At 73.8% G+C, this 25,804-nt stretch carries 21 protein-coding genes, 3 pseudogenes and 1 riboswitch; of the genes and pseudogenes, 15 read left to right on the forward strand and 9 right to left on the reverse strand.

Annotated elements, in window-relative coordinates; translation table 11 throughout:
- Positions 1–55: 55 nt before the first annotated feature.
- A complete protein-coding gene (locus QCD66_RS17590) occupies positions 56–613 on the reverse strand; it encodes a hypothetical protein (protein WP_375736376.1) in 558 nt (185 codons plus the stop codon).
- A gap of 149 nt (positions 614–762) precedes the next feature.
- Complete coding sequence (locus tag QCD66_RS17595) at positions 763–1,164, reverse strand: winged helix-turn-helix transcriptional regulator (protein WP_375736375.1); 402 nt, start codon at positions 1,162–1,164, stop codon at positions 763–765.
- A gap of 118 nt (positions 1,165–1,282) precedes the next feature.
- Between QCD66_RS17595 and QCD66_RS17600 the strand changes: the two genes are divergently transcribed.
- The 4 genes from QCD66_RS17600 to QCD66_RS17615 all read left to right on the forward strand — a co-directional run bounded on the left by QCD66_RS17600 (position 1,283) and on the right by QCD66_RS17615 (position 3,526).
- Positions 1,283–1,657, forward strand: a complete 375-nt coding sequence (locus QCD66_RS17600; protein ID WP_357541056.1) for a VOC family protein — start codon at positions 1,283–1,285, stop codon at positions 1,655–1,657.
- Positions 1,658–1,807: 150 nt separating this feature from the next.
- On the forward strand, positions 1,808–2,179 hold the full coding sequence (locus tag QCD66_RS17605; protein WP_364217352.1) for an STAS domain-containing protein: 372 nt from the start codon (positions 1,808–1,810) through the stop codon (positions 2,177–2,179).
- Positions 2,176–2,946, forward strand: coding sequence for an ATP-binding protein (locus QCD66_RS17610; protein ID WP_364217354.1), 771 nt, complete (start codon positions 2,176–2,178; stop codon positions 2,944–2,946). The genes QCD66_RS17605 and QCD66_RS17610 overlap by 4 nt, the downstream gene beginning before the upstream one ends.
- Positions 2,947–3,013: 67 nt before the next feature.
- Complete coding sequence (locus QCD66_RS17615; RefSeq protein WP_375736374.1) at positions 3,014–3,526, forward strand: MarR family winged helix-turn-helix transcriptional regulator; 513 nt, start codon at positions 3,014–3,016, stop codon at positions 3,524–3,526.
- Positions 3,527–3,537: 11 nt separating this feature from the next.
- Here QCD66_RS17615 and QCD66_RS17620 read toward each other — a convergent pair whose 3' ends face one another.
- A complete protein-coding gene (locus tag QCD66_RS17620; RefSeq protein ID WP_357541052.1) occupies positions 3,538–3,885 on the reverse strand; it encodes an STAS domain-containing protein in 348 nt (115 codons plus the stop codon).
- A gap of 207 nt (positions 3,886–4,092) precedes the next feature.
- Between QCD66_RS17620 and QCD66_RS17625 the strand changes: the two genes are divergently transcribed.
- The gene (locus QCD66_RS17625) at positions 4,093–4,389 is read left to right on the forward strand and encodes a hypothetical protein (protein WP_357541051.1); all 297 of its coding nucleotides are present in this window, start codon (positions 4,093–4,095) and stop codon (positions 4,387–4,389) included.
- 269 nt (positions 4,390–4,658) lie between these two features.
- Positions 4,659–5,705 carry a DUF4332 domain-containing protein gene (locus QCD66_RS17630; protein WP_375736373.1) on the forward strand — a complete coding sequence of 349 codons (1,047 nt, stop codon included), beginning with the start codon at positions 4,659–4,661 and terminating at the stop codon, positions 5,703–5,705.
- Positions 5,706–5,823: 118 nt separating this feature from the next.
- Here the strand turns inward: QCD66_RS17630 and QCD66_RS17635 are convergent.
- A pseudogene (locus QCD66_RS17635) lies at positions 5,824–6,261 on the reverse strand (zinc-binding dehydrogenase); the annotation flags it as partial.
- Here QCD66_RS17635 and QCD66_RS17640 point away from each other — a divergent pair.
- The 4 genes and pseudogenes from QCD66_RS17640 to gcvP all read left to right on the forward strand — a co-directional run.
- A pseudogene (locus QCD66_RS17640) lies at positions 6,256–6,681 on the forward strand (DNA-binding response regulator); the annotation flags it as partial. The pseudogenes QCD66_RS17635 and QCD66_RS17640 overlap by 6 nt on opposite strands.
- A gap of 197 nt (positions 6,682–6,878) precedes the next feature.
- Positions 6,879–7,814, forward strand: coding sequence for a hypothetical protein (locus QCD66_RS17645; RefSeq protein WP_357541047.1), 936 nt, complete (start codon positions 6,879–6,881; stop codon positions 7,812–7,814).
- 138 nt (positions 7,815–7,952) lie between these two features.
- On the forward strand, positions 7,953–10,286 hold the full coding sequence (lon, locus tag QCD66_RS17650; RefSeq protein WP_375736372.1) for an endopeptidase La: 2,334 nt from the start codon (positions 7,953–7,955) through the stop codon (positions 10,284–10,286).
- A gap of 55 nt (positions 10,287–10,341) precedes the next feature.
- Positions 10,342–10,438: riboswitch (glycine riboswitch) on the forward strand.
- A 73-nt stretch (positions 10,439–10,511) separates the two neighbouring features.
- A complete protein-coding gene (gene gcvP / locus QCD66_RS17655) occupies positions 10,512–13,379 on the forward strand; it encodes an aminomethyl-transferring glycine dehydrogenase (protein WP_375736371.1) in 2,868 nt (955 codons plus the stop codon).
- Between the two features lie 65 nt (positions 13,380–13,444).
- Here gcvP and QCD66_RS17660 read toward each other — a convergent pair whose 3' ends face one another.
- On the reverse strand, positions 13,445–13,645 hold the full coding sequence (locus QCD66_RS17660) for a DUF5999 family protein (RefSeq protein ID WP_212828720.1): 201 nt from the start codon (positions 13,643–13,645) through the stop codon (positions 13,445–13,447).
- Positions 13,646–13,749: 104 nt separating this feature from the next.
- Between QCD66_RS17660 and QCD66_RS17665 the strand changes: the two genes are divergently transcribed.
- A complete protein-coding gene (locus tag QCD66_RS17665; RefSeq protein WP_375736370.1) occupies positions 13,750–15,006 on the forward strand; it encodes a chorismate-binding protein in 1,257 nt (418 codons plus the stop codon).
- Positions 15,007–15,278: 272 nt separating this feature from the next.
- Positions 15,279–15,776 (forward strand): peptide deformylase, encoded by a 498-nt coding sequence (gene def, locus QCD66_RS17670; RefSeq protein WP_357541042.1) that lies wholly within the window; start codon positions 15,279–15,281, stop codon positions 15,774–15,776.
- Between the two features lie 33 nt (positions 15,777–15,809).
- On the opposite strand, the gene QCD66_RS17675 is transcribed toward def, so the two are convergent.
- From QCD66_RS17675 to QCD66_RS17690, 4 genes are all read right to left on the reverse strand, one after another.
- The gene (locus QCD66_RS17675; RefSeq protein ID WP_407567218.1) at positions 15,810–17,045 is read right to left on the reverse strand and encodes an alanine racemase; all 1,236 of its coding nucleotides are present in this window, start codon (positions 17,043–17,045) and stop codon (positions 15,810–15,812) included.
- Complete coding sequence (locus QCD66_RS17680; protein ID WP_375734168.1) at positions 17,035–18,750, reverse strand: IucA/IucC family protein; 1,716 nt, start codon at positions 18,748–18,750, stop codon at positions 17,035–17,037. Before QCD66_RS17680 ends, QCD66_RS17675 begins: the two co-directional genes overlap by 11 nt.
- The gene (locus QCD66_RS17685) at positions 18,747–20,393 is read right to left on the reverse strand and encodes an IucA/IucC family protein (RefSeq protein WP_375734169.1); all 1,647 of its coding nucleotides are present in this window, start codon (positions 20,391–20,393) and stop codon (positions 18,747–18,749) included. Before QCD66_RS17685 ends, QCD66_RS17680 begins: the two co-directional genes overlap by 4 nt.
- Positions 20,394–20,593: 200 nt before the next feature.
- A complete protein-coding gene (locus QCD66_RS17690; protein WP_364217373.1) occupies positions 20,594–21,361 on the reverse strand; it encodes a TSUP family transporter in 768 nt (255 codons plus the stop codon).
- A gap of 612 nt (positions 21,362–21,973) precedes the next feature.
- Here QCD66_RS17690 and QCD66_RS17695 point away from each other — a divergent pair.
- The 3 genes and pseudogenes from QCD66_RS17695 to QCD66_RS17705 all read left to right on the forward strand — a co-directional run bounded on the left by QCD66_RS17695 (position 21,974) and on the right by QCD66_RS17705 (position 25,734).
- Positions 21,974–22,756, forward strand: coding sequence for an endonuclease/exonuclease/phosphatase family protein (locus QCD66_RS17695; protein WP_364217375.1), 783 nt, complete (start codon positions 21,974–21,976; stop codon positions 22,754–22,756).
- A 404-nt stretch (positions 22,757–23,160) separates the two neighbouring features.
- A pseudogene (locus tag QCD66_RS17700) lies at positions 23,161–23,841 on the forward strand (Hsp70 family protein); the annotation flags it as partial.
- Between the two features lie 780 nt (positions 23,842–24,621).
- Complete coding sequence (locus tag QCD66_RS17705; RefSeq protein ID WP_364217512.1) at positions 24,622–25,734, forward strand: hypothetical protein; 1,113 nt, start codon at positions 24,622–24,624, stop codon at positions 25,732–25,734.
- Positions 25,735–25,804: the final 70 nt, after the last annotated feature.

The following is a 25,804-nucleotide window of genomic DNA, read 5'->3' on the forward strand; positions in this document are numbered from 1 at the left end:
CCACGCGGGCAGGCGGTGGTTCCCGGCCCGGGGCGCCGGGAACCACCGCCTGCGTTCACTTCAGCCACGGCATCCGCTGGACCAGGGGCAGCCGGCCCCAGACCCGGCCGAGGCCGAGGGTGTCGCCGGCACCGTAGAGGGCGAGCCCGACCAGGACGGTGGCGTTGACGAGGTGGTCGTCGAGGAACGGGTTCGTCTCCGGGGGCAGCACCGCGGTCCACATCATCACGTAGAGCAGGGCGCCGGTGGCGGCGGCGACCCGGGTGCCGATGCCCAGGAGCAGGGCGGTGCCGATCGCGGCCAGCCCGACCATGAACAGGGTGTCGGCCCAGACGGCGCCGGCGATGCCGTTGTAGAAGCCGGTGAACGGTCCCTTCGCGGCGTTGCCGAGGAAACCGGCCGTCGGGTGGCCGCCGTTGATCCAGGCCCGCTCGGTCGGGGTGCTGAACCCGAGGCCGAACGTCTTGTCGACGAACGCCCACAGGAAGTACCAGCCCAGGGCGAGTCGGACGACGGCGAAGACATAGCGGGTGGCTTTCTGGCGGGGGGTTTCGACGGTCCCGGTGGCCGGCTCGGTGGCGGGTCGGTTCGCCATCGCGGTCATGGTGTCCACGTCCTCTCGTACCGGCCGGTGAGGGTGGCTCCCTCGTGGCCACCTCCATTGGACGCCGGGGCCGGGTACCCGCACGAGGGCCGGCGGTCCGCGCCGACCCGGGACCTTCGACCCGTAACCACCCGGCCGTCCGGTCGCGCGGTCCGGCCTCAGCCGGTCGGGCCGGACCGGGTACGGGCGGCGAGGATCTCGGCGAGGTGCCGCCGACTCCAGTCACACATGCCGTTGACCACGTCACGCAGCCCGCGACCGGCGGCGGTGAGCCGGTAGTCGACCCGGGGCGGCACGGTCGGGTGGACCGTCCGGGCGACGATGCCGTCGCGTTCCAGGGCGCGCAGGGTCTGGGTGAGCACCTTGTGGCTGATCCCGGGCAGTTCGCGCCGCAGTTCGGCGAAGCGCAGCGTGCCGGGCGCCAGCGCGTTGACGGCGTCCAGCGCCCACTTGGTCCCGATGACGGCGAACACCTCCCGGGCGGTGGCCTCGGCCGCCGCCCGTACCCAGGCCGGGTCCGTGCCGTCGCCGGCCGGCCCGGCCACGTCCCGCTCGGTCACCGCTCACCCCTCTCCCGCGGTTACCGGAAAGTGCGTACTTCCCGCCCGCTCCACCCGCTCCTAGCGTTCCACGGGCAGGCGCGGACGCCGCCGCGCCGCCGGACGGAAGGGCACCTCGATGGCGATTCTGAAGACGTACGCCCGGCTCTGGGTCGACGACCTGGACCGCGCGCTGCCGCTGCTGCGGGAACTGGTGGGCGCCGCGCCGGACCTGCGGTTCGCGTTCGGCGGGGTGGAACTGGCGGCCATCGGCGACTTCCTGGTCATCGCCGGGCCGCCCGAGCAGCGGGCCCGCTACGCCGACGCCAGCGCCACGGTCGTCGTGTCCGACCTCGACGAGGTGGTCGCGCTGCTGGCCGCGCACGGCGGCCGGGTGACCGTACCGGTCGCGACCAGCGAGACCGGCCGGTTCCTCTACGCCCGGCACGACGGCGGCGCGCAGGTCGAGTACGTCGAGTGGGTGCCCGAACTCGTCGCGCGGATCGTCGGCTAGCGGCGTGGCGGGCGGCCCGATGGTCATCCGGCCCGACCCGACGGATATCGTCACGTGGACGGATGCGTGCAGGCATGCACGGAGCTTGTCGGGGGTGGCTGTCGTGGGGGCGGCCGCGGGCCGACCCGTCGCGCCAAGCAGGGGAGCCGCGTGTTCAACGTCCAGGTCGACCATCCGGTCGCCGACACCTGCGTGGTGACGCTGTCCGGTGAACTCGACATGATGTTCACCGGCCGGCTACGGGAAATCGTCGACGGCGCCTGCCCGGTGCCGGATGTCCGTTGGGTGGTGGTCGACCTGCACCGGGTCAGCATGATCGACTCGAGTGCGATCAAGGAGTTGGTGGAGGCGCACTACGCCGCCGCCGGACGGGGCCAGGTCCTGCTCGTCCGCAACGCCCGCGGCATGGTCGACCGGGTGCTGCGCGTCGCCGGGGTCTCCGCCGCACTCGGCATGCCGCCGCCGTCGGCCGGGACCGTCTATCCCGGACAGCCCGGACCCGCCGCCCGGGGCGAGCGGTGACCGCCGCCGCCTGCACCGTCGGCCGCGACTTCGCCACGGGCATCTCCACCATCACGGTCAACGGACAGCTCGACGAGTCCGCCCTCGTCGGCCTGATCGCGGCGGTGCGTCGCGCGATGCTGGACGCGCCGCTGGCCATCGTCGTCGACCTGGACGCCGCCCGGATCGTGCGCGCCACCGCGCTGCGTACCCTCAGCGAGGTCGTCGCGCCCGGCCGGACCTCGACCCAGCTGCTGCTGTGCGCCGAGCCGGCGAGCGCCACCGGGCGCATCGTCTACCGGATGCTGGGCCGCCTGTTCGACATCTGTCCGGCGGTGCCCGACGCGGTGGCGGTGGTGACCCGCCGGCCGAGCCCGGCCGGCCGCCGGCACCGGCTGCTGCCGGCCCACCCGTCTTCGGCGGCGGTGGCGCGCCGTACGGTGTCGGCCGCCTGCCGCGACTGGCGGTGTGACGACCTCACCGACGACGCCGTCGTCATCACCTCGGAACTGGTCAGCAACGCCATCGAGCACGCCGGTACCGAACTCGACCTGACCGTGGCGCAGGTCGGTGGGACGGTCTGGCTGGGGGTTCGCGACCGCGACCCGCGCGGGCCGCACATGCCGCCGCCCGACTCGTTCCCCGACGGCCGGGCCTGGCGCGGTCGCGGGCTCGCGATCGTCAACGTGCTGGCCCGGGACTGGGGGTTCGCCGAGGCCGACGACGGCAAGACCGTGTGGGCCGCGGTGGGTCCGGAACCGGCGAGGTGGCCGCTGCCGGCGTCGTGACGCCGGGCGGCGTGGCGGTCGTGCCGGGCGAACCGGTCAAGTGTGCCGCTATGCGAGGATTGCCCCCGTGAGCCTATCCACGGAGTCGCCGGGCTCCACGGTCAGCGGCGTCAATGTGCTGGTCGACGGCCTGTCGGCGCTGGCCCGGGTGCTGGTCGGGATGACCGCGCACACCCTGACCCGGCTGGACGTCGACATCACCCTGCCGCAGTACCGGATGCTCGTCCTGCTCGTGTCGAACGGGCCCCGCCGCACCGTCGACCTGGCGGCGGACCTCGGTGTGCACCCGTCGACCGTCACCCGTACGTCGGACCGGCTGATCCGGCGCGGCCTGGTCCGTCGCGAGCACCGCGAGCAGGACCGGCGGGTCGCCTGGGTCGGCCTGACCAGCGAGGGCTGCGCGCTGGTCGCGGCGGTGACCCGGCAGCGGGCCGGCGAGATCCGGGCGCTGGTCGAATCGGCCGGAGTCGGCGATCCGCGGTCGCTGGCGTCGGCGTTGCAGGCACTGGTGGCGGCCTCCGGCGAGGCACCGGAGGCCCAGTGGTGGGACCGCTGGGCGCGCTCGGCGATCCGCCCCTGAGAAGGGGCGGATCAGCGTACGCCGTCGGGGTCGCCGAGCGGCGAGTCGGTGGGCAGGCCGAAGAGGCCGAGCAGTCCGGTGGCCCAGATCTGCCGGCGGACGAACGGCGACAGGTTCTCCAGCACCAGCCGGGCACCGCTGACCGTGGCGGCCTTGTGGCAGGCGACGAGTTCGCCGATGCCGGTCGAGTCGATGAAGGTGACGCTGGCGAGATCCAGTACCACGGACTCGGGACGGGACCGGGCCAGGGTGGCGATCACCGTGTCGCGTACGTCGCCCACGGTGGCCAGGTCGATCTCGCCCTCGAGGATGAAACGGACCTGGGTTCCCGAATCGATCTGGCGGATCAGCAACTGCACGTCGCACCTCCCGCGCAGTGACCGATCATGGACGGGTAAGCCTGTATATATGCAATCATCCTGGACGTCACGTTACGCTACCGCGGTCGGTTCGCGCCACAGTCTCACGCCTGCCGCCCGGCCCGGCCACGTCCCACCGCAGGTGTCGGGCTTAGGCGTACGTCGAAGTGTCCGTCCGGTACACCGTAGCCGGCTTATGGTCGACGGGTGACGGTCTCACCCGACGACGCCGAACTCGGCGCGGACACCGCGGTCGACTCCGCCGTCGACGGGGACGTGGCCGCCGACGCGGACATCGACGCGGAGTCCGGTGTCGACGCCGAGCCCGGCGAGAACGTGGCGGTCGACGCCGAAATCGGCACCGACCCCGCTGGTACGGGGCTCCCGACCTCCGAGGGGCCCGGGTTCGACCAGGACGGCGGGACCGGCTACGTCGTGGACGACGACCTGCCCGGCGACGACGGCAGTGGCGGCGCGTCCGGCGGCGCGGGCGACGGCACCTGACAATTGCCGGCGCGCCTCCCGGAAAAGGCCGGGCGCAATTGTGTTTCCGGACCGTGAACGATTGTGCCGCGTCATTAGGTGCCCTGCCCGTCCCGGACCCGTGTGCCGGCCGAATCAACCCGACCAGCAGCAACGAGGCACGAATGCTTGCGTGCCGTAGTTGATTCGTCACCGGACGACCGGTGTGGTTGCTTTGTCGGAAGCACTCGATGTATGCGAAGCTGCGGCGAGATTTCGCGCTTCCGGCGCATTCATCCAGGAGGTCTTCTATGGCGTGGTCGTTCGCGCATTCTCTGATACTCGGTCTGGCCCTGCTGGTCGGCGTCGCGGTCGGCTGGTTCGTGTGGGGGCGTAGCCCACGCGCCCCGGAAAACGACGTACGTGGCGCCGCCGACACCAAGGCCGCCCCGACCGGCACGCTGCCCCCTGTCGTACCGGTCCCGACCCCGCCCGTCGACCCCGCGACGGCCACCGCCGCGCCGATCGACACCGCACCCGACGCCACGACGCCGGCCGCCGCCCTGCCGGCGATCACCCCGCCGGCCGTCGCGCCCGAACCCGTCGCGGACGAGCCGGCTGGGCCGGCCGGGCGCCCGGCCACCGGGCCGACTGGCGTCGCCGACGCGGAGCCCGCCCCGGTCGAGACCGAGCCCGCCCCGGTAGCGGACCGGCCGGACGTGCTGGACCCCGAGCCGGTGGCGGCCGCGAAGTCGGACCCCGAGCCGGTGGTCGAGCCGGTTCCGGCGGCGAAGTCGGAGCCCGAGCCCGAGCCGGTCCCGGTCGTGTCGGCCGAGCCGGTCCTCGAGCCCGCCCCGTCGGGGAAGCCGGCCGCCGTGGTCGACCCCGCGCCGGTCGAGGCCGTCGTGTCGGAGCCCGAGCCGGTGGCGGTCGTCGCGGCCGAGCCCGCCGCCACCGAACCGGTCGAGCCCATCGATCCCGTTCCCGCCGAGCCGGTCGCCGTGACGCAGCCGGAGCCGGTAGCGCCGGTCGCGGTGTCCGACCCGGAACCGATCGCGGATCCGGTTGCCACGGTGGAGCCCGAGCCGGTGCCGGCGGCGGTCGTCGTACCCGCGCAGCCGGTCGGGACCGACCCGGTCGAGCCGGCCGACGACCTGCGCCGGATCGAGGGGATCGGACCGAAGACGGCCGCCGTCCTGACCGCTGCCGGAATCCGCACCTACCGCCAACTCGCCGACAGCGACGTGGAGACGCTGCGCGGCACGCTGAAGGCGGCCGGCGTACGGATGACGCCGAGCGTGGCCGCCTGGCCGCAGCGGGCACGGACGCTGGTCGAGGTGACCGAGCCGGTCGCCTGAACCGCGACATCGCGCCGCCGGTGGCTGGGGACACCACACCCACCGGCGGCGAACCCGGTCGGGCCGGTCGAGATCCGCATCGTCACCCCGCGCCTCGCCGCTGACTGACCGGCACCGGTCACTCGGCGCAGGTGATGACCACCTTCGCCCGGGCGTGCTCCACCTCCAGGTAGCGGATCGCGGCGGGTACCTCGGCCAGCGGGTAGGTCCGATCGATGACCGGGGTGACCTGCCCGGACTCGACGAGGTCACGTAGCGTCGCCGGGTTCTTTCGGCCCGTCACCGCGGCCGGCGCGACGATCCGGTGCCGGACGAACGGCGACAGCGCCCGCGCGCGGGCGAACAGCCCCAACGGTCCGACCAGGCTGCCGCCGTCGGACATCCCGCCACCGGACAGGACGAGCGTCCCGCCCGGTGCCAGCGCCCGCCGGCAGTCGGTCAGCGACCGGTTGCCGACCAGGTCCAGCACGACGTCGTACGCCGGCCCGTCGCGGGTGAAGTCCTCCCGGGTGTAGTCGACGGTCCGGTCGGCGCCGATCGACCGGACCAGGTCGACCTCACCACGTTCGAACTCGACGAGTACGTCGGCGAGGCGCTGCGGGCCGGGGCCGCCGGGTTCCTGGTGAAGAACACCCAGCCGGCCGAACTCATCCGGGGCGTCCGGGTGGTGGCCGCCGGCGACGGCCTGCTGTCGCCGAGCGTCACCCGGCGGGTGATCGAGCAGTTCGCGCTCCGGACCGCCACCCCGCCGACCCCGCACCGGCTCGCCGAACTCACCGACCGGGAACGGGAGGTGGTGGGGCTGGCCGGCACCGGCCTGTCCAACGACGAGATCGCCGCCCACCTGAGGATCAGCCCGGCCACGGCCAAGACCCACGTGTCCCGCGCGATGGTCAAGCTCGGCTCCCGGGACCGCGCGCAACTCGTGGTGTTCGCCTACGAGGCGGGCCTGGTCCGCCCCGGCTGGCTGTCCTGACGGCCGGGATCTCCGCCCCCGGGCGGGGCGGTGGTTCCGCCCCGGATCGGGGAGCCGATTCCAGCGACGGAGCGACAGATTGTCTTCATCGGACCGACAGATAGCCAGTAGTGGATCTACGGTCGTCGAACACTGATCGGAGCTCGTATGTACGTCCCCGCCCGGTGACGCGGGGACCGACTCCCAGGTGGGCGCCCATGAGTACCACGCAGACTGGCAAGACCTCCCTTCCTCTCCAGCTGGAGCAGCGGCCCCGTACCGGTGTGATCATCGGGTGGAGCGTGGCCGCCGGCATCCTGTTGTCGATCCTGTGGTCGTTCGAGTTCGTCGACTCGGTGATCGGCGACAACGTGGCCAACGCCCTGCTCGGCCACGACGCCAAGGAGACCGCGATCGCCGGCACCGCGGCCGGGTTGCTCTTCGCGTTCGTCTCCGGCCTCGCCGGCACCTTCACCGCCTGCAACATCGCCGTGGCCGCCTCGGTCGGGCCGATGGGCCAGGCCGGCGCGGCCCGGGGGGCTCACGACGGTCCGGTACGCGCCCTGCTGCGCCCGGTCGGCTGGCTGACGCTGGGCATGGTCGTCGTCTCGGCGGTCTACGGCTTCGTCGGGGTGCTCCTCGGTGACCGGCTGCCGCAGCTGTCCACCGAGACCGTCGGTGACATGCCGGTCCGCATCATCCAGTCGTCGGTCGTCTTCGGCCTGATCGGCCTGGCGCTGACGTACCTCGGTCTGGCCGCGCTGAAGGTCGTGCCGGACCCGTTCGCGAACCGGCCGGTGGCCCGGGTGGTGACCCTCGGCGCGTTGATCGGCGGGTTCCTGATCGGCCGGCCGTACCCGCTGTTCAACAAGCTCTTCCACTGGGCGGTCGACACCGGCAACCCGCTGTACGGCGCGGGCGCGTTCGTGCTCCAGTCGCTGGGCAACGTCGTCGTGGTGACCGCGCTGTTCGCGCTGCTGATCGCCGGCACCCGGGGCCGGTTCCTGCGCTGGCTGTCCGAGAGTCCGGTACGGACGACCGTCATCACCGCGTCGCTGCTGATCGCGCTCGGGGTCTTCACCGTCGTCTACTGGGACCTGCGGGTGCCGGCCATGTTCGGCTTCGGCTGGTTCCCGATGATGCCGTACCGCTGAGCCGCCCGGATCCGACCCCGCCGGCGGCGCACCACGTCGCTGGCGGGGTTCGGCTGTGGCCTGCGTCACTACGGGAACATAGGGCACTGTTTGTAACTTGAGTGGAGCAAGCTCAACTCAATTGATGGCAGGTGCTCGATGGCAACTCTTCCCGTACTGCCGCTGACCGACGACGTCCTGCTCCCCGGCATGGTCATCCCGGTGACCCTCGACGCGACCACCCAGGCCGCCGTCGACGCGGCCCGGGCGACCGGCGACAAACAGGTCCTGGCCGTGCCCCGCGTCGACGGTGAATACGGCCCGGTCGGCGCGGTCGCCACGATCGAGAAGGTCGGCCGGCTGCCCAGCGGCGAACCCGCCGCCGTGGTCCGCGGCCTGTCCCGGGCCCGGATCGGCTCCGGCGTGCCCGGTCCCGGCGCCGCGCTCTGGGTCGAGGCCACCCCGCTGACCGAACCGGCACCCGCCGGCAAGGCCCGCGAACTCGCCCGCGAATACAAGGCCCTGATGACCGCCGTGCTCCAGCAGCGCGGCGCCTGGCAGGTGATCGACGCCGTCGAGCGGATGACCGACCTGTCGGAACTCGCCGACTCCGCCGGCTACGCCCCGTGGCTCACCGTCGCCCAGAAGTCCGAACTGCTCGCCGCCGGCGACGTCACCGCCCGGCTCGAACTGCTCGTCGGCTGGGTCCGCGACCACCTCGCCGAGCAGGAGGTCACCGAGCGGATCAACACCGACGTGCGCGAGGGGCTGGAGAAGTCGCAGCGCGACTTCCTGCTCCGCCAACAGCTCGCCGCGATCCGCAAGGAACTCGGCGAGGACGAACCGGACGGCTCCGCCGACTACCGGGCCCGCGTCGAGGCCGCCGACCTTCCCGAGAAGGTACGCGAGGCGGCGCTGCGCGAGGTCGGCCGGCTGGAGCGGGCCAGTGACCAGTCTCCGGAGTCGGGCTGGATCCGCACCTGGCTCGACACCGTGCTGGAGATGCCGTGGTCGGTGCGTACCGACGACAACACCGACCTGGCCGCGGCCCGCGCGGTGCTCGACGCCGACCACGCCGGACTGTCCGACGTCAAGGACCGCATCCTGGAATACCTGGCGGTGCGCAACCGGCGCGCGGAACGCAACCTCGCCGTCGTCGGCGGGCGCGGCTCCGGCGCGGTCCTGGCCCTGTCCGGCCCGCCCGGGGTCGGCAAGACCAGCCTCGGCGAGTCCGTCGCCCGGGCGCTCGGCCGCAAGTTCGTCCGGGTGTCGCTCGGCGGCGTCCGCGACGAGGCCGAGATCCGCGGCCACCGCCGCACGTACGTCGGCGCGCTGCCCGGCCGGATCGTGCGGGCGCTGCGCGAGGCCGGCTCGATGAACCCGGTCGTGCTGCTCGACGAGGTCGACAAGATCTCCGCCGGGTACGCCGGCGACCCGGCCGCCGCCCTGCTCGAGGTGCTCGACCCGGCGCAGAACCACACGTTCCGCGACCACTACCTCGAGGTCGACCTCGACCTGTCCGACGTGCTGTTCCTGGCGACCGCGAACGTCGTCGAGGCGATCCCCGGCCCGCTGCTGGACCGGATGGAACTGGTCACCCTGGACGGCTACACCGAGCAGGAGAAGGTCGCGATCGCCCGCGACCACCTGCTGCCCCGGCAGGTGGAGCGGGCCGGGCTGACCGCCGACGACGTCACCGTCGACGACGCGGCCCTGGCCCGGATCGCCGGCGAGCACACCCGGGAGGCCGGCGTACGGCAGTTCGAACGTGCCCTGGCGAAGATCCTGCGCAAGGTCGCGGTCAAGCTCGCGACCGAGCCCGGCAAGGTGGCGGTCACCACCGACGACCTCGCCGGCTACCTCGGCCGGCCCCGGTTCACCCCGGAGTCGGCGGAGCGTACGGCGGTCCCCGGCGTCGCGACCGGTCTCGCGGTGACCGGCGCCGGCGGCGACGTGCTCTTCATCGAGGCGACCAGCATGGAGGGCGAACCGGGGCTGACCCTGACCGGTCAGCTCGGCGACGTGATGAAGGAGTCGGCCCACATCGCGCTGTCCTACCTGCGCTCGCACGGCCGGGAACTCGGCCTCGACCCGAACGCCCTCGCCGGCCGGCGGATCCACCTGCACGTGCCGGCCGGGGCGGTGCCCAAGGACGGCCCGAGCGCCGGCGTCACCATGGTCACCGCGCTGGCGTCACTGGCCTCCGGCCGCCCGGTACGTCCCGAGTTCGGGATGACCGGCGAGGTGACCCTGGCCGGCCGGGTGCTGCCGATCGGCGGGGTCAAGCAGAAGCTGCTGGCCGCGCACCGGGCCGGGCTGACCGAGGTGGTCATCCCGGCGCGCAACGAGCCGGACCTCGACGACGTGCCGGCCGAGGTGCGCGCGGCGCTGACCGTGCACACCCTCGCCGACGTCGCCGACGTACTCGCGCTGGCCCTGCGGCCGGCGGAGGAGGCCGGCCGGCGCGACGGCGCGGTGCTGGCCGCCGCCTGACCCGGGTCTAGATCATGCGGGTGGTGCCGGCGCTGGTAGCGTGGCCAGTGCCGGTACCACCCGCGCGGGAGAGACCACCTGGCGAAACCAGGCGGCGCCGAAGGGGCAACTCCTCCCCGGAACCTCTCAGGCAAAAGGACCACGCGGGCAGGCGCTCTGGAGTCGACGCGGATCATCCGCGCCGGTGACAGAAGGGGAGGCCGCCTCGTCGACCTCGCCCGGGAGATGCCTGTGAGTACCAGACCTTTCGCCGACCGTCACATCGGCCCCGACGCCGCCGCCGAGCGCCGGATGCTGGAAACCGTCGGCTACGACTCCGTCGACGAGCTGATGGACGCCGCGATCCCCGAGGTCATCCGCTGGCACGACGGCCTCGACCTGCCGCCGGCCGCCACCGAGGCCGAGGTGATCGCCGAACTGCGCGACCTGGCCGCCCGCAACACCGTCGCCGTCTCCATGATCGGACTCGGCTACCACGGCACCCACACCCCGGCCGTCATCCGCCGCAACGTGCTGGAGAGCCCCGCCTGGTACACCGCGTACACGCCGTACCAGCCGGAGATCAGCCAGGGCCGGCTGGAGGCCCTGCTCAACTTCCAGACCATGGTCACCGACCTGACCGGGCTGGCCACCGCCAACGCCTCCATGCTCGACGAGGGCACCGCCGCCGCCGAGGCGATGACGCTCGCCCGCCGCGCCTCGAAGAGCAAGAGCCCGGTGTACGTCGTCGACGCCGACACGCTGCCGCAGACCGTCGCCGTCATCCGGACCCGGGCCGAACCGCTCGGCATCGACGTACGCGTCGTCGACCTGGACGCCGACGAGCTGCCGGCCGAGTTCTTCGGCCTGCACCTGCAGTACCCCGGCGCGTCCGGCGCCGTCCGCGACCACGCCCCGCTCGTCGAGGCCGCCCACGCGGCCGGCGCGCTCGTCGCCGTCGCCGCCGACCTGCTCGCCCTGACCCTGCTGCGCCCGCCCGGCGAGATCGGCGCCGACATCGCCGCCGGCACCACCCAGCGGTTCGGCGTACCGATGGGCTTCGGCGGCCCGCACGCCGGCTACCTCGCCGTCCGCGCCGGCCTGGAGCGGATGCTGCCCGGCCGGCTCGTCGGGGTGTCCCGCGACGCCGCCGGCGCCCCCGCCTACCGGCTCGCGTTGCAGACCCGCGAGCAGCACATCCGCCGGGAGAAGGCGACCAGCAACATCTGCACCGCCCAGGTGCTGCTCGCCGTCATGGCCGGCATGTACGCCGTCTACCACGGGCCGGCCGGCCTGAAGGCGATCGCGGAGCGTACCCACGAGATGGCCGCCCGGCTCGCCGCCGGACTGCGCGCCGGCGGGGTGACCACCGCCCACGACGCGTTCTTCGACACCGTGACCGCGGTCGTGCCCGGCCGGGCCGCCGACGTGGTCGCCGCCGCCGCGCGGCGCGGCGTCAACCTGCGGCCGGTCGACGCCGACCGGGTCGGGATCTCCTGCGACGAGACGACCGTCGAAGCCCACCTGGCCGAGGTGTTCGCGGCCTTCGGCGTGGCCGCTCCGACCGAGCCCGCCACCCCGGCGCAGCCCACCGACGCCGCCCTGCCGGCCGCCCTGCTGCGCACCAGCGACTACCTGACCCATCCGGTCTTCTCCCGGCACCAGTCGGAGACCGCGATGCTGCGCTACCTGCGCCGGCTGTCCGATTCCGACTACGCGCTGGACCGCGGCATGATCCCGCTCGGGTCCTGCACGATGAAGCTCAACGCCACCACCGAGATGGAACCGGTGAGCTGGCCGCAGTTCGCCGACCTGCACCCGTTCGCCCCCGCCGAGCAGGCCGCCGGCTACCGCGACCTGGTCGCCTCCCTGGAGGGCTGGCTCGCCGAGGTCACCGGCTACGACGCCGTCAGCGTCCAGCCGAACGCCGGTTCGCAGGGCGAACTCGCCGGCCTGCTGGCGATCCGCGCCTACCACCTGTCGCGCGGCGACACCGGCCGCGACGTCTGCCTGATCCCGTCGTCGGCGCACGGCACCAACGCCGCCAGCGCGGTGATGGCCGGCATGCGGGTCGTCGTGGTCGCCTGCGACGCCGACGGCAACGTCGACCTGGTCGACCTCGACCGCCGCATCGAGCAGCACCGCGACACCCTCGCCGCCATCATGGTCACCTACCCGTCGACGCACGGGGTGTACGAGACCGGCATCGCCTCGCTGTGCGCCAAGGTGCACGACGCCGGCGGCCAGGTGTACGTCGACGGCGCCAACCTCAACGCCCTGCTCGGATACGCCAAGCCGGGGCGGTTCGGCGCCGACGTGTCGCACCTCAACCTGCACAAGACGTTCTGCATCCCGCACGGCGGCGGTGGGCCGGGCGTCGGGCCGGTCGCCGTACGCGCGCACCTGGCCCCGTTCCTGCCCGGTGACCCGCTGGCGGCGGCCGGCGAGGGGGAGTCCGGCGGTGCGGCGGCCCGGCCGGCGATCTCGGCGGCCCGGAACGGCTCGGCCGGCATCCTGCCGATCCCGTGGGCCTACCTGCGGATGATGGGCCCGGACGGGCTGGCCCGGGCGACCGGGGTGGCGGTCCTGGCGGCGAACTACGTCGCGGCCCGGCTGCGCGCCCACTTCCCGGTGTTGTACGCCGGCAACAAGGGGCTCGTGGCCCACGAGTGCATCCTCGACCTGCGGCCGTTGACGAAGGCGACCGGGGTCAGCGTCGACGACGTCGCGAAGCGGCTGATCGACTACGGCTTCCACGCCCCGACGATGTCGTTCCCGGTCGCCGGGACGCTGATGGTGGAGCCGACCGAGAGTGAGGACCTGGCCGAGCTGGACCGGTTCTGCGACGCGATGATCGCCATCCGGGCCGAGATCGACAAGGTCGGTTCGGGGGAGTGGCCGAAGGGGGACAACCCGCTGTCCAACGCCCCGCACACGGCGACGATGGTGACCGGCGACGAGTGGCCCTACGCCTATCCGCGCTCGGTGGCGGCCTTCCCGGCCGGGGTGGACCCGGCGGCCAAGTACTGGCCGCCGGTGCGCCGGATCGACGGCGCGTTCGGTGACCGCAACCTGGTCTGTGCCTGCCCGCCGCCGGAGGCGTTCGAGCAGTGACCGCTGGTCACGGATGTCGTGACCGGACCGTGGCCCGACGAGCGGTCAGGCCCGGCAGGCTCAGGTCAGGCGGCCAGGGCGTGTCGGGCCGGACCGCGGTGCGGTGCGATAGTGCTGCCGTCGGGCAGCAGTTCCCCGGTGTCCTCGAAGCTGATGACGCCGTTGCAGAGCAGGCTCCAGCCCTGCTCGGGGAAGCAGGCGATGACGCGGGCGGCTTCCCGGTCGGTCGCGTCGGCGGAGGGGCAGGTCGGTTGGTGCTGGCACATCAGGATCTCCGGTGTGGGGGCGTTGCGTTCGGCTGTGTAAAAACTCACATGAACAGTGATGCACGTTACCAAGTCGAACGACGCGTTTTCGAGCAGGTAACGGCATGATCAGGGGAGAATCCACCCTTCGTATGAGGCACATCGGACCACTTGGCGTGGGAACGCTCCCAGTCCGGCCCCTTGCGTCACGCACCGTGACCGGAACAAGGCTACCCGCCCTGCGGGAGCGCTCACGACTGGAGTGGCGGATCACCGACGGTGGCGACCCGACCCGGCTGCTCGAGGATTTCCTCGCCCACGCCGGACTCCCCGTACGTGACCTGACCGCCCCGCCCCGGACGCCCGGACCCGACGAACCGGCCGGCGCCACCGTCTACCTCTCCACCGCGGCCGCCGCCCACGCCATCGGCGCACCGACCGGCCCCGCCAGCCCCGTGCCGGCCGTACCCGACCTGGTCGCCGTCGTCCACGAGCCCGCCACCGACCCGCACCCCGACCGGCCGACGGCCGCCGGCGGACCGACCGGCGGCTGGTGGCTCGGGCCGTGGCGGGAGAGCTGGACACCCGCCCAGCACGCCGCCGCCGTCGAACAGGCCCGTACCGCCATCGCCCGCGGCGACATCTACCAGGTCAACGTCGTCGGCCACGCGTCCGCCGACTACACCGGCGACCCGCTGCCGGCGCTCGCCCGGCTCGCCACGCTCCCCGGAGCCCGGTACGGGGGAGTGCTCCAAGGGGCCGGCTGGGCCATCGGCTGCGCCTCCCCGGAGACCCTGGTCGAGGTGACCGCCGGCCGGGCCACCACCCGCCCGATCAAGGGCACCCGCCCGGCGACCGCCACCGGCCGCGCCGAACTGCTCGCCTCGCCCAAGGAACGCGCCGAACACGTCATGATCGTCGATCTGGAGCGCAACGACCTGGCCCGGGTCGCGAAGACCGGCACCGTACGCGTCGACGAGCTCTACGGCATCCGGCGCTGGTGCGACCTGTGGCAGGCGGAATCCGTCGTCTCCGCCGACCTCGCCGACGGCTGCGGACTGACCCAACTGCTGCGCGCCGTCTGCCCCGGCGGCTCGGTCACCGGCGCGCCCAAGCACGCCGCGCTGGCCGAGATCGCCGCCCACGAACCGGTCGGCCGGGGCGCCAGCATGGGCGCCCTCGGCTGGATCGGCCCCGACGGCATCGACCTCGGTCTGACGATCCGTACCGCCGCCGTCGACGCCGACCGGGTGCACGTCTGGGCCGGCGGCGGCATCACCTGGGGCAGCGACCCGGACGCCGAGGTCGCCGAGGCGGCGGCGAAGGCCGCCCCGGTCCGCGCCGCCCTCGCCGGCCCGGCCGGCACCCGCCGCCCGGCCTGACCCACGCCCCGCCGCCGCCCTCGGCGCCACGTCGTGGGCGCCACGTCGTGCTCGCGCCGGTCCGCGGCCGCCGGTCCACGGCCGCCGGTCGCGGTCGCCACCCTCCGGGTATCGCTGTCGCGCCCCACAGCGAATTCAGTGTGGATACAGCGAATTCGCTGTCAGCCGCAACAGCAACCCCTCCCGGGCCCGGGCGCGACCGCCGCCCGCCCCGCAGCGGTCCCGTACCGGCTACCGGCCCGTGCGCACCGGCGTCGGCTAGCCTTGCCGGCATGACGATGCGGCCGATCCGGATCATCGGCGACGCGGTGCTGCGCAGCCCCTGCGACCCGGTCACCAGCTTCGACGCCGAACTGCGTGCCCTGGTCACCGACCTGATGGACACCATGCTCGGGGCGCCCGGCCGGGCCGGCGTCGCCGCACCACAGATCGGGGTCGGCGCCCGCGTCTTCGTCTACGACGCCGACGGCCACCGGGGCCACCTGGTCAACCCGACGATCGAGCTGTCCGAGGAGACCCAGGACGGCGAGGAGGGCTGCCTGTCCATCCCCGACCTGTACTTCCCCACCCCGCGCGCCATGCACGCCACCGTCCGCGGCTTCGACCAGCACGGCGAACCGCTGACGGTCACCGGCAGCGGCTTCCTGGCCCGCGCGCTCCAGCACGAGACCGACCACCTCGACGGCCGGCTCTACGTCGACACGCTGCGCGGCGACGTACGCCGGCAGGCGCTGCGCGAGATCCGGGCCAACCCGCGCGCCCGCAGCTGACCGATTCCGGCCGGCACCCCGACCGGCCCACGGTCAGAGCACGACCGTCCGCGGGTGCTCGTGGCGCAGGAAGTCGTGGTGGGAGATGTCCCAGCCGTACGCGCCCGTGCGGCCGAACAGCAACACGTCGCCGACCCGCAGCCGGGCCACCCGCTGGCCCCGGGTCAGCACGTCGCGTGGGGTGCACAGCTCACCGACCGCGTCGACCGGCACGTCCCGCACCTCCGGCCGCTCGAACGGGTACGGCCACCGGTCGACCGGCAGCACCTCGAACGGGTGGCTGTAGCCCCAGGCCGCCGGCAGCCGGAAGTGGTGGGTGCCGCCGCGCAGCACGGCGAACCAGCGGCCGTGGGTGTGCTTCAGGTCCAGCACCTGGGCGGCGTACCAGCCGGCGTCGGCGGCCAGCCAGCGGCCCGGCTCGAAGACCAGTTCGGCCCTGTCCGGCAGCAGGTCGCGTACCGGCGCCAGGCCGCGCCGCAGCACGTCGAGATCGAACTCCGCCGGGCCGGCACCGTCAAACCCCGTCGCCCCACCGGTGTGGTCGACGCCCAGGCCGCCGCCGACGTTGACGTACGCCAGGTCCAGGCCGTGCCGGGCGGCGGCCGTGACCGACCAGCGGACCGCGTCCACGACGAAGTCGGCGTGCGCGGCCGCGTCGAGGTTGTTCGACACCGCGTGCAGGTGGAAACCCACCGGCCGGACGGCGGGCAGCGTCGCCGCCAGCCGCAGCACGTCGGCCAGCTCCGCCTCGTCGATCCCGAACGGGGTCGCGGTGCCGGTCATCCGATGGCTGCCGCCGGGCCCGCCCGCCGCCCGGTTGACCCGCAGCGCGACCCGGACCGGCGCACCCCCGGGGCCGCCCCCGGAACCACCGCCGGCCACCGGCCCGGCGCCGTCCGCCGCGACCAGCGCCAGCCGGCGCAGCTCGAGGACGCTCTCCACGTTGACCAGCGCCCCGGCGTCGACCGCCGCCCGCAGTTCGGCGTCGGTCTTGGCCGGTCCGCCGAAGACGATCCGGGCCGCGCCGGCGTCCCGCGCCAGCGCCAGCTCGCCGCCGGAGGCCACCTCCAGCCCGTCGGTGGCGGCGGCGAGCGCGGCCACCACGTCCGGATTCCCGTTCGCCTTCACCGCGTACAGCAGGGTGCTCCCGGCCGGCAGCGCGGCCCGCAGCGCCGCCGCCCGCTCCCGCAGCGTCGCCCGGTCGTAGACGTACGCGCAGACCGGGCCGGGCAGCGCCCGGACCGCCGCGGCGACCCGTTCAGGCGGCATGCAGCGGGTTCCGTACCGGGATGTAGATGTCGCCGTCGCCGGCCAGCCGCATCCGGACCAGCGCCTTGTGCGGCACCCGGTCGGCGGTCAGCGCCAGGTGGTCGGCGGCGGCCGCCGCGGCGGTGGCCGGGTCGGCGCGCAACGGCTCGTACACCTCGTCCACGACCGCGCGTACGGCCCGCCACGCCGCCGGCTCGGCGAGCCCGTGCGAGCCGGCCAGCCGCACCACCAGCTCACCGAGGTGCGCCTGCAGCGCGGTGTAGCCGACCTTGGCCCGCAGCACCGCCACGTCGTCGGTGCCGACGACCGAACCCGGCCACAGCGGCACCGACTGGCCGGCGGCCGCCAGCCTCGGCCGGTGCAGCCGCAGGCCGGCGAAATCCCGGAACACGATCCGGTGCGGCACCCCGTCGACGAACGTCGGCAGGCAGTTCTGCAGGTGCGCCTCGAGGCCGATGCCGTACCGGGTGGCCAGGCGCAGCACCGGGGTGAGCAGCAGCCGGGCGTACTCGGTCAGGAAGCCCAGCGCGGCGCCCGCCCGGTCCGGCCGGCCGCGGGTCACGGCGTACCGGTCGACCAGGGCGGCGAGCACGGTCCCGGCGCCGTCGCGGGCCGGCAACGCACCCCCGGGTACGGCGACCTCGCCCTCACCCAGCCGGTCGTCGAGACCGGACCGCAGGATCGCCGACGCGTCCCGCCCGGCACCGGCCGGCAGCGCCGCCCCGGCGGTCTCGGCGAGCAGCAGCACCCGCCCGCCGGCCGGGTCGTCGGCGAGCAGCCGGTGCAGCAGGGCGGAGATCGCCGGCCCGTTGCGGGTGCTGGCGATCGAGATCGTCCGGCGGGTCGACGTCACCTGGATGTCCAGCGACAGCTTCAGGTAGCGGTGCCGGCCGTCGCGGCCGGCCGGCAGCAGCAGGGTCCGCAGCGCCGCCGTCGGCGCGGCCGCCAGCTCCCCGTCGAGCGGGCGCAGGGCACCGTCGCGCCACAGGTCGGCGTACCGGTGCGGCAGCACCGACTCGAGCTGCCAGGCGTGCACCGGCTGGCTGACGTAGCCGGGCGGAGCGGCGGGCACGTCCGGATGGCCGGCGGCGAGTTCGGCGCCGATGTCGTCACCGGTGAGCAGGTCGCGCCGTACGGCGACGAACCCGACCCGGGTCGCCCCGGCCTCGAGGTCGTGGGCGAGGACCTCGGCGACGCTCCACCCCAGCCGGGTACGCCCGCACGGGTGCAGGTTGTGCCCGTCGACGGCGAGCCGTTCGGCGTCCACCGCCGACCCGTCGGCACCGGACCCGGCCGGCACCGGGCGGGCGGCCCGCCGGGCGTACGCGATCGCGAGGTTGACCACCGCGTTGGTGAGTTCGGTGGCCAGCGCCCAGCCCCGGCGGTCCATGACCTGGCCGGGCAGCAGGTCGACCGGGTCGTCGGCGTCGACGGTGTCGAACTCGACCCGGTCGAAGCCGTGCCGGGTCCCGGCGCCGGCCCACCGGGCCCGGGCGTCGCCGATGTCCTCGCGGACCAGGGCGCCGGCGAGCCGCCGGCCGACGGTCGACGCGGCGGCGGGCAGCGCCGCCCGGAATCCGTCGACCAGGTCGGGGGCGTGGATCCGCAGCTCGTCGGCGGTGTGCGCGGCGGCGCCGGCGACCGTGCCGACGCCGGTGGCGCAGGCGCACAGCCGGCGGCGGTGGATGGTGGGGATGGCGGTCATCGCGGCTCCGCGAGCGGGTTCGGTACCCGGGCCCAGACGACGTCGAGCGGGTCGGCGGCCATCCGCATCGCCGTCGTCGCCTTGACCGGCAGGGTGGGGCGGAAGAGCAGGTCGTCGTCGGGCGCGGCGGCGGCGACCGCCGACCACAGCGTACGCGGATCGGTGCCGTACGCCCGGCTCAGCACGGCGACCTGTTCGGTGAGGACGGTGCCGGCGGCGGCGAGCAGGGTGTCGCGCAGTTCGGCGGGGTCGTCGGTGGCCAGGTCGCCGTGGACCGGCGGGGCGGTGACGCCGTGCCGCGCCAGCCGCGCCGGGCTGAGCCGGATGCCGCCGACGTCGCGGTAGAACAGCCGGGTGGGCCGGCCGTGCCGCAGCCCGACCAGCGTGTTCTGGCCGTGTGCCTCCAGCGCCACGCCGAGGTCGAGCATCCGTAGCAGCGGTGGCAGCAGCACCCGGGCCAGGTCGGTGAGCCAGCCGGCCGGGTCGCCGCCGTACCCGAGGGTGACCGCCTCGGTGACCAGGGGGCGGCCGTCGGCCGGGGACGGGGCGGCCAGCGCGGCGAGCGGCAGCACGGTCTCGCCGGGGTCGGGCGCCGGGGCGCGGCGTACGACGACGGCCAGGCTGCGGCACGGTTCGCCGTCGACGAGGACGGCCCCGGCGGCGGTCTCCGGCAGCACGGTGAGCCCGCCGATCCGGGCGGCGAGCCCGGCGAGCAGGGCGGTGACCGGTGGGCCGTTGCGGACCGCGGCGGCCGAGACGGTGCGTACGGCGCTGGTCATCTGCACGTCGACGGCGGTCTTGACGTGGTGGCCGGGGTCGTCGAGCGGGGCGAGGGTGCGCAGCGACATCAGCGGGCGGGCCGGCCGGGTCCGCCCGGTGCGGCGCAGCCACGGGTACGTGTCGAGCAGGTGGGCGGCCTGCCAGGGGTGCATCGGCAGGACCGGTGGCAGGCCGCTGCCGGTGGTCAGCCAGCGGTCGGCGGGTACCTCGACCAGTTCGAGGTCGACGGTGGGCCGGTGCTCGGGGGCGTACGCGAGCACGTCGGCGGTCGACATGCCGTACCGGGTCCGGCAGCCGGGGTGCAGCGGGTGGCCGTCGACGACGAGTTGTTCCCAGTCGGCGTCGGTGCGGCCGGGCCGGGTGAGGGCGGGCGGCCCGCCGTCCGGGGCGGGCTGGGCGGCCCGGGCGAGGGCGAGGTTGGCGACGCTGTCGTCGAGTTCGTCGGCGAGCCTGCGGTGGGCGCCGGTCGTCGGGGCGACGCCGTCGCCGAGTGCGGCGACCAGTGGTGCGGGGCCGGCGACGGTGACCCCGTCCAGTTCGAGGTCCAGCCTGTCGGGTGGTGACACGTACGGGGCCGGTGGGGGACCGGTGAGCCGGCGCCCGTCGGCGAGGGTGACGGTGAGCCGCCCGGCGTCGGTGGTCCGGCCGGTCACGCCGGGGACCGGTTCGCGGGAGAGGGCGGTCCAGAGCCGGCCGAGTACGGCCGCACGGGCGCCGGGCAGGGCGGCGGTGTAGGCGGCCAGCAGGTCGGGCCGCTGGGCGGCGAGGGCGACGGCGGTGCGTTCAGGGCCGCTGGTCGGCTCCGGGGTTCGGTTCGTGGCACTGTCCGGATGGCCGGAGCGTGGTCCGGTTCGTCCCTGCACAAGGTCATTCTTCCGCGAGCGACCGTGAGCGTCGAGCGGCGGGGTCCGCCCAGTCATTACTAGCTTCCTAGGATGCGCTACGCACAGTGCCCCACCTCACAGGGGCGTCGGCGACCTTGCGCCGACGCCGGGGGCCCAGCTTTTCGGGGGACGATCCGGGCCGTACGGGGGACCGGTGACCGGCCCAGGCACACCGCGGGTCAGGCGAACTGGTCGTAGCCGAGCTTGGCCACCAGGGCGAGCACGACGACAAGCAGCACGACCCGGACGAACCCGGAGCCGCGCCGCAGTGCCATCCGGGCGCCGACGACCGCGCCGAGGATGTTGCAGACGGCCATCGCGGCGCCGAGCAGCCACCACACGTGGCCGGCCAGGCCGAAGACGACCAGGGCGCCGAGGTTGGTGCCGGCGTTGACGAGCTTGGCCATCGCCGAGCCGTGGACGAAGTCGGCGCCGACGATGGTGGTGAACGCCAGGACGAGGAACGTGCCGGTGCCGGGGCCGATCATGCCGTCGTACAGGGCGATCAGGCCGCCGGCCACGGCGACGGCGGCGCTGATCCGGGTCGGCGTACGCCGTAGCGGGTCGGCGACCATGCCGAGCCGGGGGCGCAGCGTGACGAACAGGGCGACGGCGACCAGTACGCCGAGGACGACGGGCCGGTAGGCGCTGGGCGGGACGGAGCCGGCCAGGGCGGCGCCGAGCCCGGCGACGGGTACGGCGAGCGCGGCGGCCGGTCCGGCGGTGGTCCAGTCGACTTTGGTGCGGCGGGCGTAGGTGATGGCGGCGGTGGTGGTGCCGGCGATGGCGGCGAGCTTGTTGGTGCCGAGCGCGGTCGCGACGGGTACGCCGGGGGCGGCGATGAGGAGGGCGGGCAGGAGGAGGAGTCCGCCGCCGCCGACGACCGCGTCGACCCAGCCGGCGATGGCGGCGGCGGTGAGCAGGGTGGCGATGGCTGCGGGGTCCACGTCCGGCGATTCTTCCGGGGTGGGGTGGTGGGTTGCTCCTGGTTGTGCGCAGCCTCACGCACACGCCACCCGCTGCCCCGGATGCCCTGGTAGCAGGGCATGGACCGCCGGCGCACGCCGTGCTCTGGCCGGTGGCGCCGTGCGATGGCCATCGCGCGCTGTGCTCTGGCCGGTGGCGCCGTGCGATGGCCATCGCGCGCTGTGCTCTGGCCGGTGGCGCCGATCAAGGAGAAGTTACGCGACAAGCCTCGCGAAACGCCCATGCTTTGTCCTTGATCGTGGCGGCGAGGGGGAGGCCGGGCTGATCTCGGGCTGATCAAGGAGAAGTCTTACGGCAATTGGTGCGGAGCGGGCACGCTTCCTCCTTGATCGCGTGGAGGGGCGGCGCGGCAACGCGGCGGCGGCGGGGCGCGGCCGGCTAGGGGCGGGGGTGGCGGCGGAGCCAGATTCCGATGGCGCCGAGGGCGAGGAAGAGCAGGGTCGAGCAGCACAGGAGCTTGATCAGCACGGGGTCACTGTGGCACAGGGCGGTGCGGTGTGGGTGGGCCGGCAGGGGCGAGGGGACGGTTTGTGTCGCGGGCGGCGTGGCCGGTGCGGTCTTATGGTGCAGTGATGCGCCTGGCGACGTTCAATCTGCTGCATGGCCGGTCGGTGCACGACGGGTTGGTGGTGGGGGAGCGGCTGGTTGCGGCGGTGGGTGCGTTGGATGCGGACGTACTGGCTCTGCAGGAGGTGGACCGGGGGCAGACGCGTAGCGGGGAGTTGGATCTGACGGCGGTGGTGGCGGGGGCGTGTGGGGCGGAGGCGTACCGGTTCGCGCCGGCGGTGGTCGGTACGCCGGGGGAGCGGTTCCGTTCGTTGGATCATGACGATGACGGGGTGGGGGAGCCGTGTTACGGGGTGGGGTTGGTGACGCGGTTTCCGGTGCGGTCGTGGCATGTGGCGCGGTTTCCGGGGGCGCCGTTGCGGTCGCCGGTGTACGTGCCGGGTACGGGGTTCATGCGGTTGCGGGACGAGCCGCGGGTGGTGTTGGCGGCGGTGGTGGTGGGGCCGTGGGGGGAGTTGACGGTGGCGGCGACGCATCTGTCGTTCGTGCCGGGGTGGAACGTGTGGCAGTTGCGGCGGGTGACGCGGTTTCTGCGGGGGTTGCCGGGGCCGCGGGTGTTGTTGGGGGATCTGAATCTGCCGGGTGGGTTGCCGGGGTTGGTGTCGGGGTGGCGGTCGTTGGGGCGGCGGCCGACGTATCCGGCGGTGCGGCCGCGGGTGCAGTTGGATCATGCGTTGGTGGATCGGCGGGGGGTGGGTGGGTTGCCGCCGGTGGTGGCGGTGCGTACGCCGGTGGTGGGGGTGTCGGATCATCGGCCGTTGGTGGTGGAGTTCGGGGGTAGGGGTTGACGGGTGTCGGTGGGGTTGTCGTCGGGGGGCAGTAGCATCCGCCGCGGTGCGTCCGTGTCGTGTCGTTAGGGGTGGGTGTCGTGTTGGAGCCGGTTCGGCTGGCGGTGGATCTTGGCACGACGCATACGGTCGCGGTGGTGCGGCGGGGGGATCAGCAGCCGCGGGCGCTGTTGTTCGACGGGTCGCCGTTGTTGGCGTCGGGGGTGTTCGTGGATGCGGCGGGGGTGCCGCACACGGGTCGGGATGCGCAGCGGTTGGCGGGTTCGGAGCCGGAGCGGTTCGATCCGCATCCGAAGCGGCGGATCGACGAGGGGCGGGTGTTGCTGGGTAGTCATGAGGTGCCGGTGGAGCAGTTGCTGGCGGCGGGGTTGCGGCGGGTTGCGGTGGAGGCGCGTACGGCGGGGGTGGATCCGACCGGGGCGACGGTGTTGACGTGTCCGGCGGATTGGGGGCAGCCGCGGCGGGCGGTGTTGTTGGCGGCGGCGCGGCAGGCGGGGTTGGGGCATGTGCGGTTGTTGGACGAGCCGATTGCGGCGGCGACGTACTGCATGCAGGTGTTGGGTCAGCAGGTGCCGCCGTTCGGGTGTCTCGGGGTTTTTGATTTTGGTGGTGGGACGTTGGATGTGGCGGTGGTGCGGCGGGAGTCGGCGGGGTTGCGGGTGTTGGCGACCGGCGGCTTGGATGATCTTGGTGGGTTGGATGTGGACAGTGCGTTGGTAGCTCATCTGGGGCAGTTGGTGGGGGTTCGGGATCCGGGGTTGTGGGAGCGGTTGCGGGCGCCGCGGGGGTTGGCGGAGCAGCGGGATCGGCAGGCGTTCTGGGCGGAGGTGCGGTCGGCGAAGGAGATGTTGTCGCGTACGTCGGCGGCGCCGGTGCATGTGCCGGGGCGGGAGGAGCCGATGCATCTGACGCGTGAGGAGGTGGAGCGGATCGCGGGGCCGCTGGTGGCGCGGGCGGTGGACGAGACGCGGCGGGTGTTGCAGCGGGCGGATGTGGAGCCGGCGGCGTTGGCGGGGTTGTTGCTGGTGGGTGGTTCGAGTCGGATGCCGTTGGTGGCGAGCCGGTTGCATGCCCGGTTGGGGGTGGCGCCGGCGGTGCCGGAGCAGCCGGAGTTGCCGGTGGCGTACGGGGCGTTGCTGGCGGGGATGTCGGGGGTGGCGGCGGGTCCGGTCGAGCGGCCGGTGTCGGGTACGGCGACGTTCCCGGTGTCGGGTGTCGGCCCGGTGTCGTCGGTGCCGGTGTCGGGTGGGTCGGTGTCGTCGGTGTTTCCGGTGTCGTCGGTGTTGGGGGCCGAGCCGGTGTCGGGGGTGCCGGGTGTTCGTCCGGTGTCGGATGGTGGTGCGGTGCCGGGTTCGCCGGCGGGTCCGGGCTCTCCGGCGACTGGGCCGGTGGCTGCGGCGGCGGCCACCGGGGCGGGGTCGCAGTGGGCGGGGATCGGTGCGTCCGCGCGGCCGCCGGTGGCGTTGCCGGTGTCGGGGGTGAAGCGGCGGCGCCGGCCGGTGGTGCGGACGGTGGCGGCGGCGTTGTCGGTGGCGGTGCTGGTCGGGTGTGTGGCGGGTGCGGTGCAGGGTGGGTCGTGGTTGGCCGGGAAGTTGTCGCAGACGGTGCAGGGGGCCGGTGGTGGGCCGTCGGGGGGTGGGTTCGGGCCGTTCGGTGGTGGTTCGGACGGTGGTGGGCGGTCGGGTGGTGAGCTGGTGCGGGTGACGGAGCGGCCGGCGTCCGGGGTGGGTGAGCTGGCGGTGGCGGTGGTGAATGGGCATGTGGTGTCGGCGGTGGTGGGGCTGGGTGGTACGGAGGTGGTGTCGCTGCCGGTGGCCGGGGGTGAGCCGCGGTGGAGCACGACGTTGAAGGTGGAGCCGACGGAGGTGCGGTTGACGCCGGTCGGTGAGCTGATCGTGGTGGATGCGCCGGATTCGGCGACTGACGGTGGTGACTGGATCCGGTCGGTGTTGCAGGAGTCGGACGGGAAGCTGCTGTGGCGGGGGAAGTGGGACCGGGATCGTACGGATGTGGTGTTCCTGGGTGGTGATGTGGTCGTGGAGGTCCGGGACGGGTTCGACAACTCGGTGGTGCGGGTGGATCTGCGGACCGGTAAGCAGAAGTGGAGTCGCAAGGGGCCGCGGGACCTGCTGGTGATCAACTCGCATCGGGTGGAGGCGATGCGGCAGTGGACGGGGCCTGATGTGGCGGCGGGGCCGGGGGTGTTGCCGGTGGCGTCGGGGACGTTCGTGGAGACGGTCACCGCGGGTGACGTGGTGGTGGAGTTGGACAACGTGCAGGGGCGGGGTTACCTGCTGGACGCGAACACGGGTAAGCCGCGCGGCAGTGGTTCGTTGCCGATCGTGGAGGATTTCTGGACGGCGTACGACGGGTTCGTGGTGGGGCAGTTGAACGACGACGCGTCGCCGGGGCGTTCGGTGGTGGCGGGTTTCTCGGTGCCGGGGTTCAAGCAGGAGTGGGCGATGCCGTTGGCGGCGGGTACGTCGGTCGACAAGGTGAAGCCGTGTGGTCAGCACCTGGTGTGTGTGGCGGTCGACGCGCGGGCGAACGACGGTGACAAGACGATGGCGTTGGACGTGCGTACGGGGGTGGAGAAGTGGTCGGTCGGGGTGGAGTGGTCGACGGAGGAGGACTGGTTCGTGACCGAGGGTGGGTTGCTGTTCGGTGAGGGGATGTTCGGTTCGCTGCGTGGGGCGCAGGTGCTGGACGCCGACGGGAAGCCGGTGCGGCAGGTCGAGGAGGGTGCGTCGGTGCGGGCGACGGCCGGTGGCCGGATGGTGTTGACCGATGCGGTGGCGCAGGGGCCGGGGGGCGTCGAGTGGTTCGTGTGGGTGGAGGAGGTCGGTGCGGCGAAGGGCACCGAGGGGGTGCCGGTCGGGGCGAGCATTCCGGATCAGGTGGTGTTGGCCGGTGACGGGGTCGGGGTGGTGACCGACGATCGTCGTACGTTGGTGTTGCGGTCGGGGGAGTTGGGTTGATCCGGTTGGTTCGCCGGGTGGGTGTGTCGATGTCGTGCGAGACTCGCGTGTCGGGTGTCCGCGACTGGTG

The organism is Polymorphospora sp. A560 (assembly GCF_045781765.1).
In the GTDB taxonomy this organism is placed as follows: domain Bacteria; phylum Actinomycetota; class Actinomycetes; order Mycobacteriales; family Micromonosporaceae; genus Polymorphospora; species Polymorphospora lycopeni.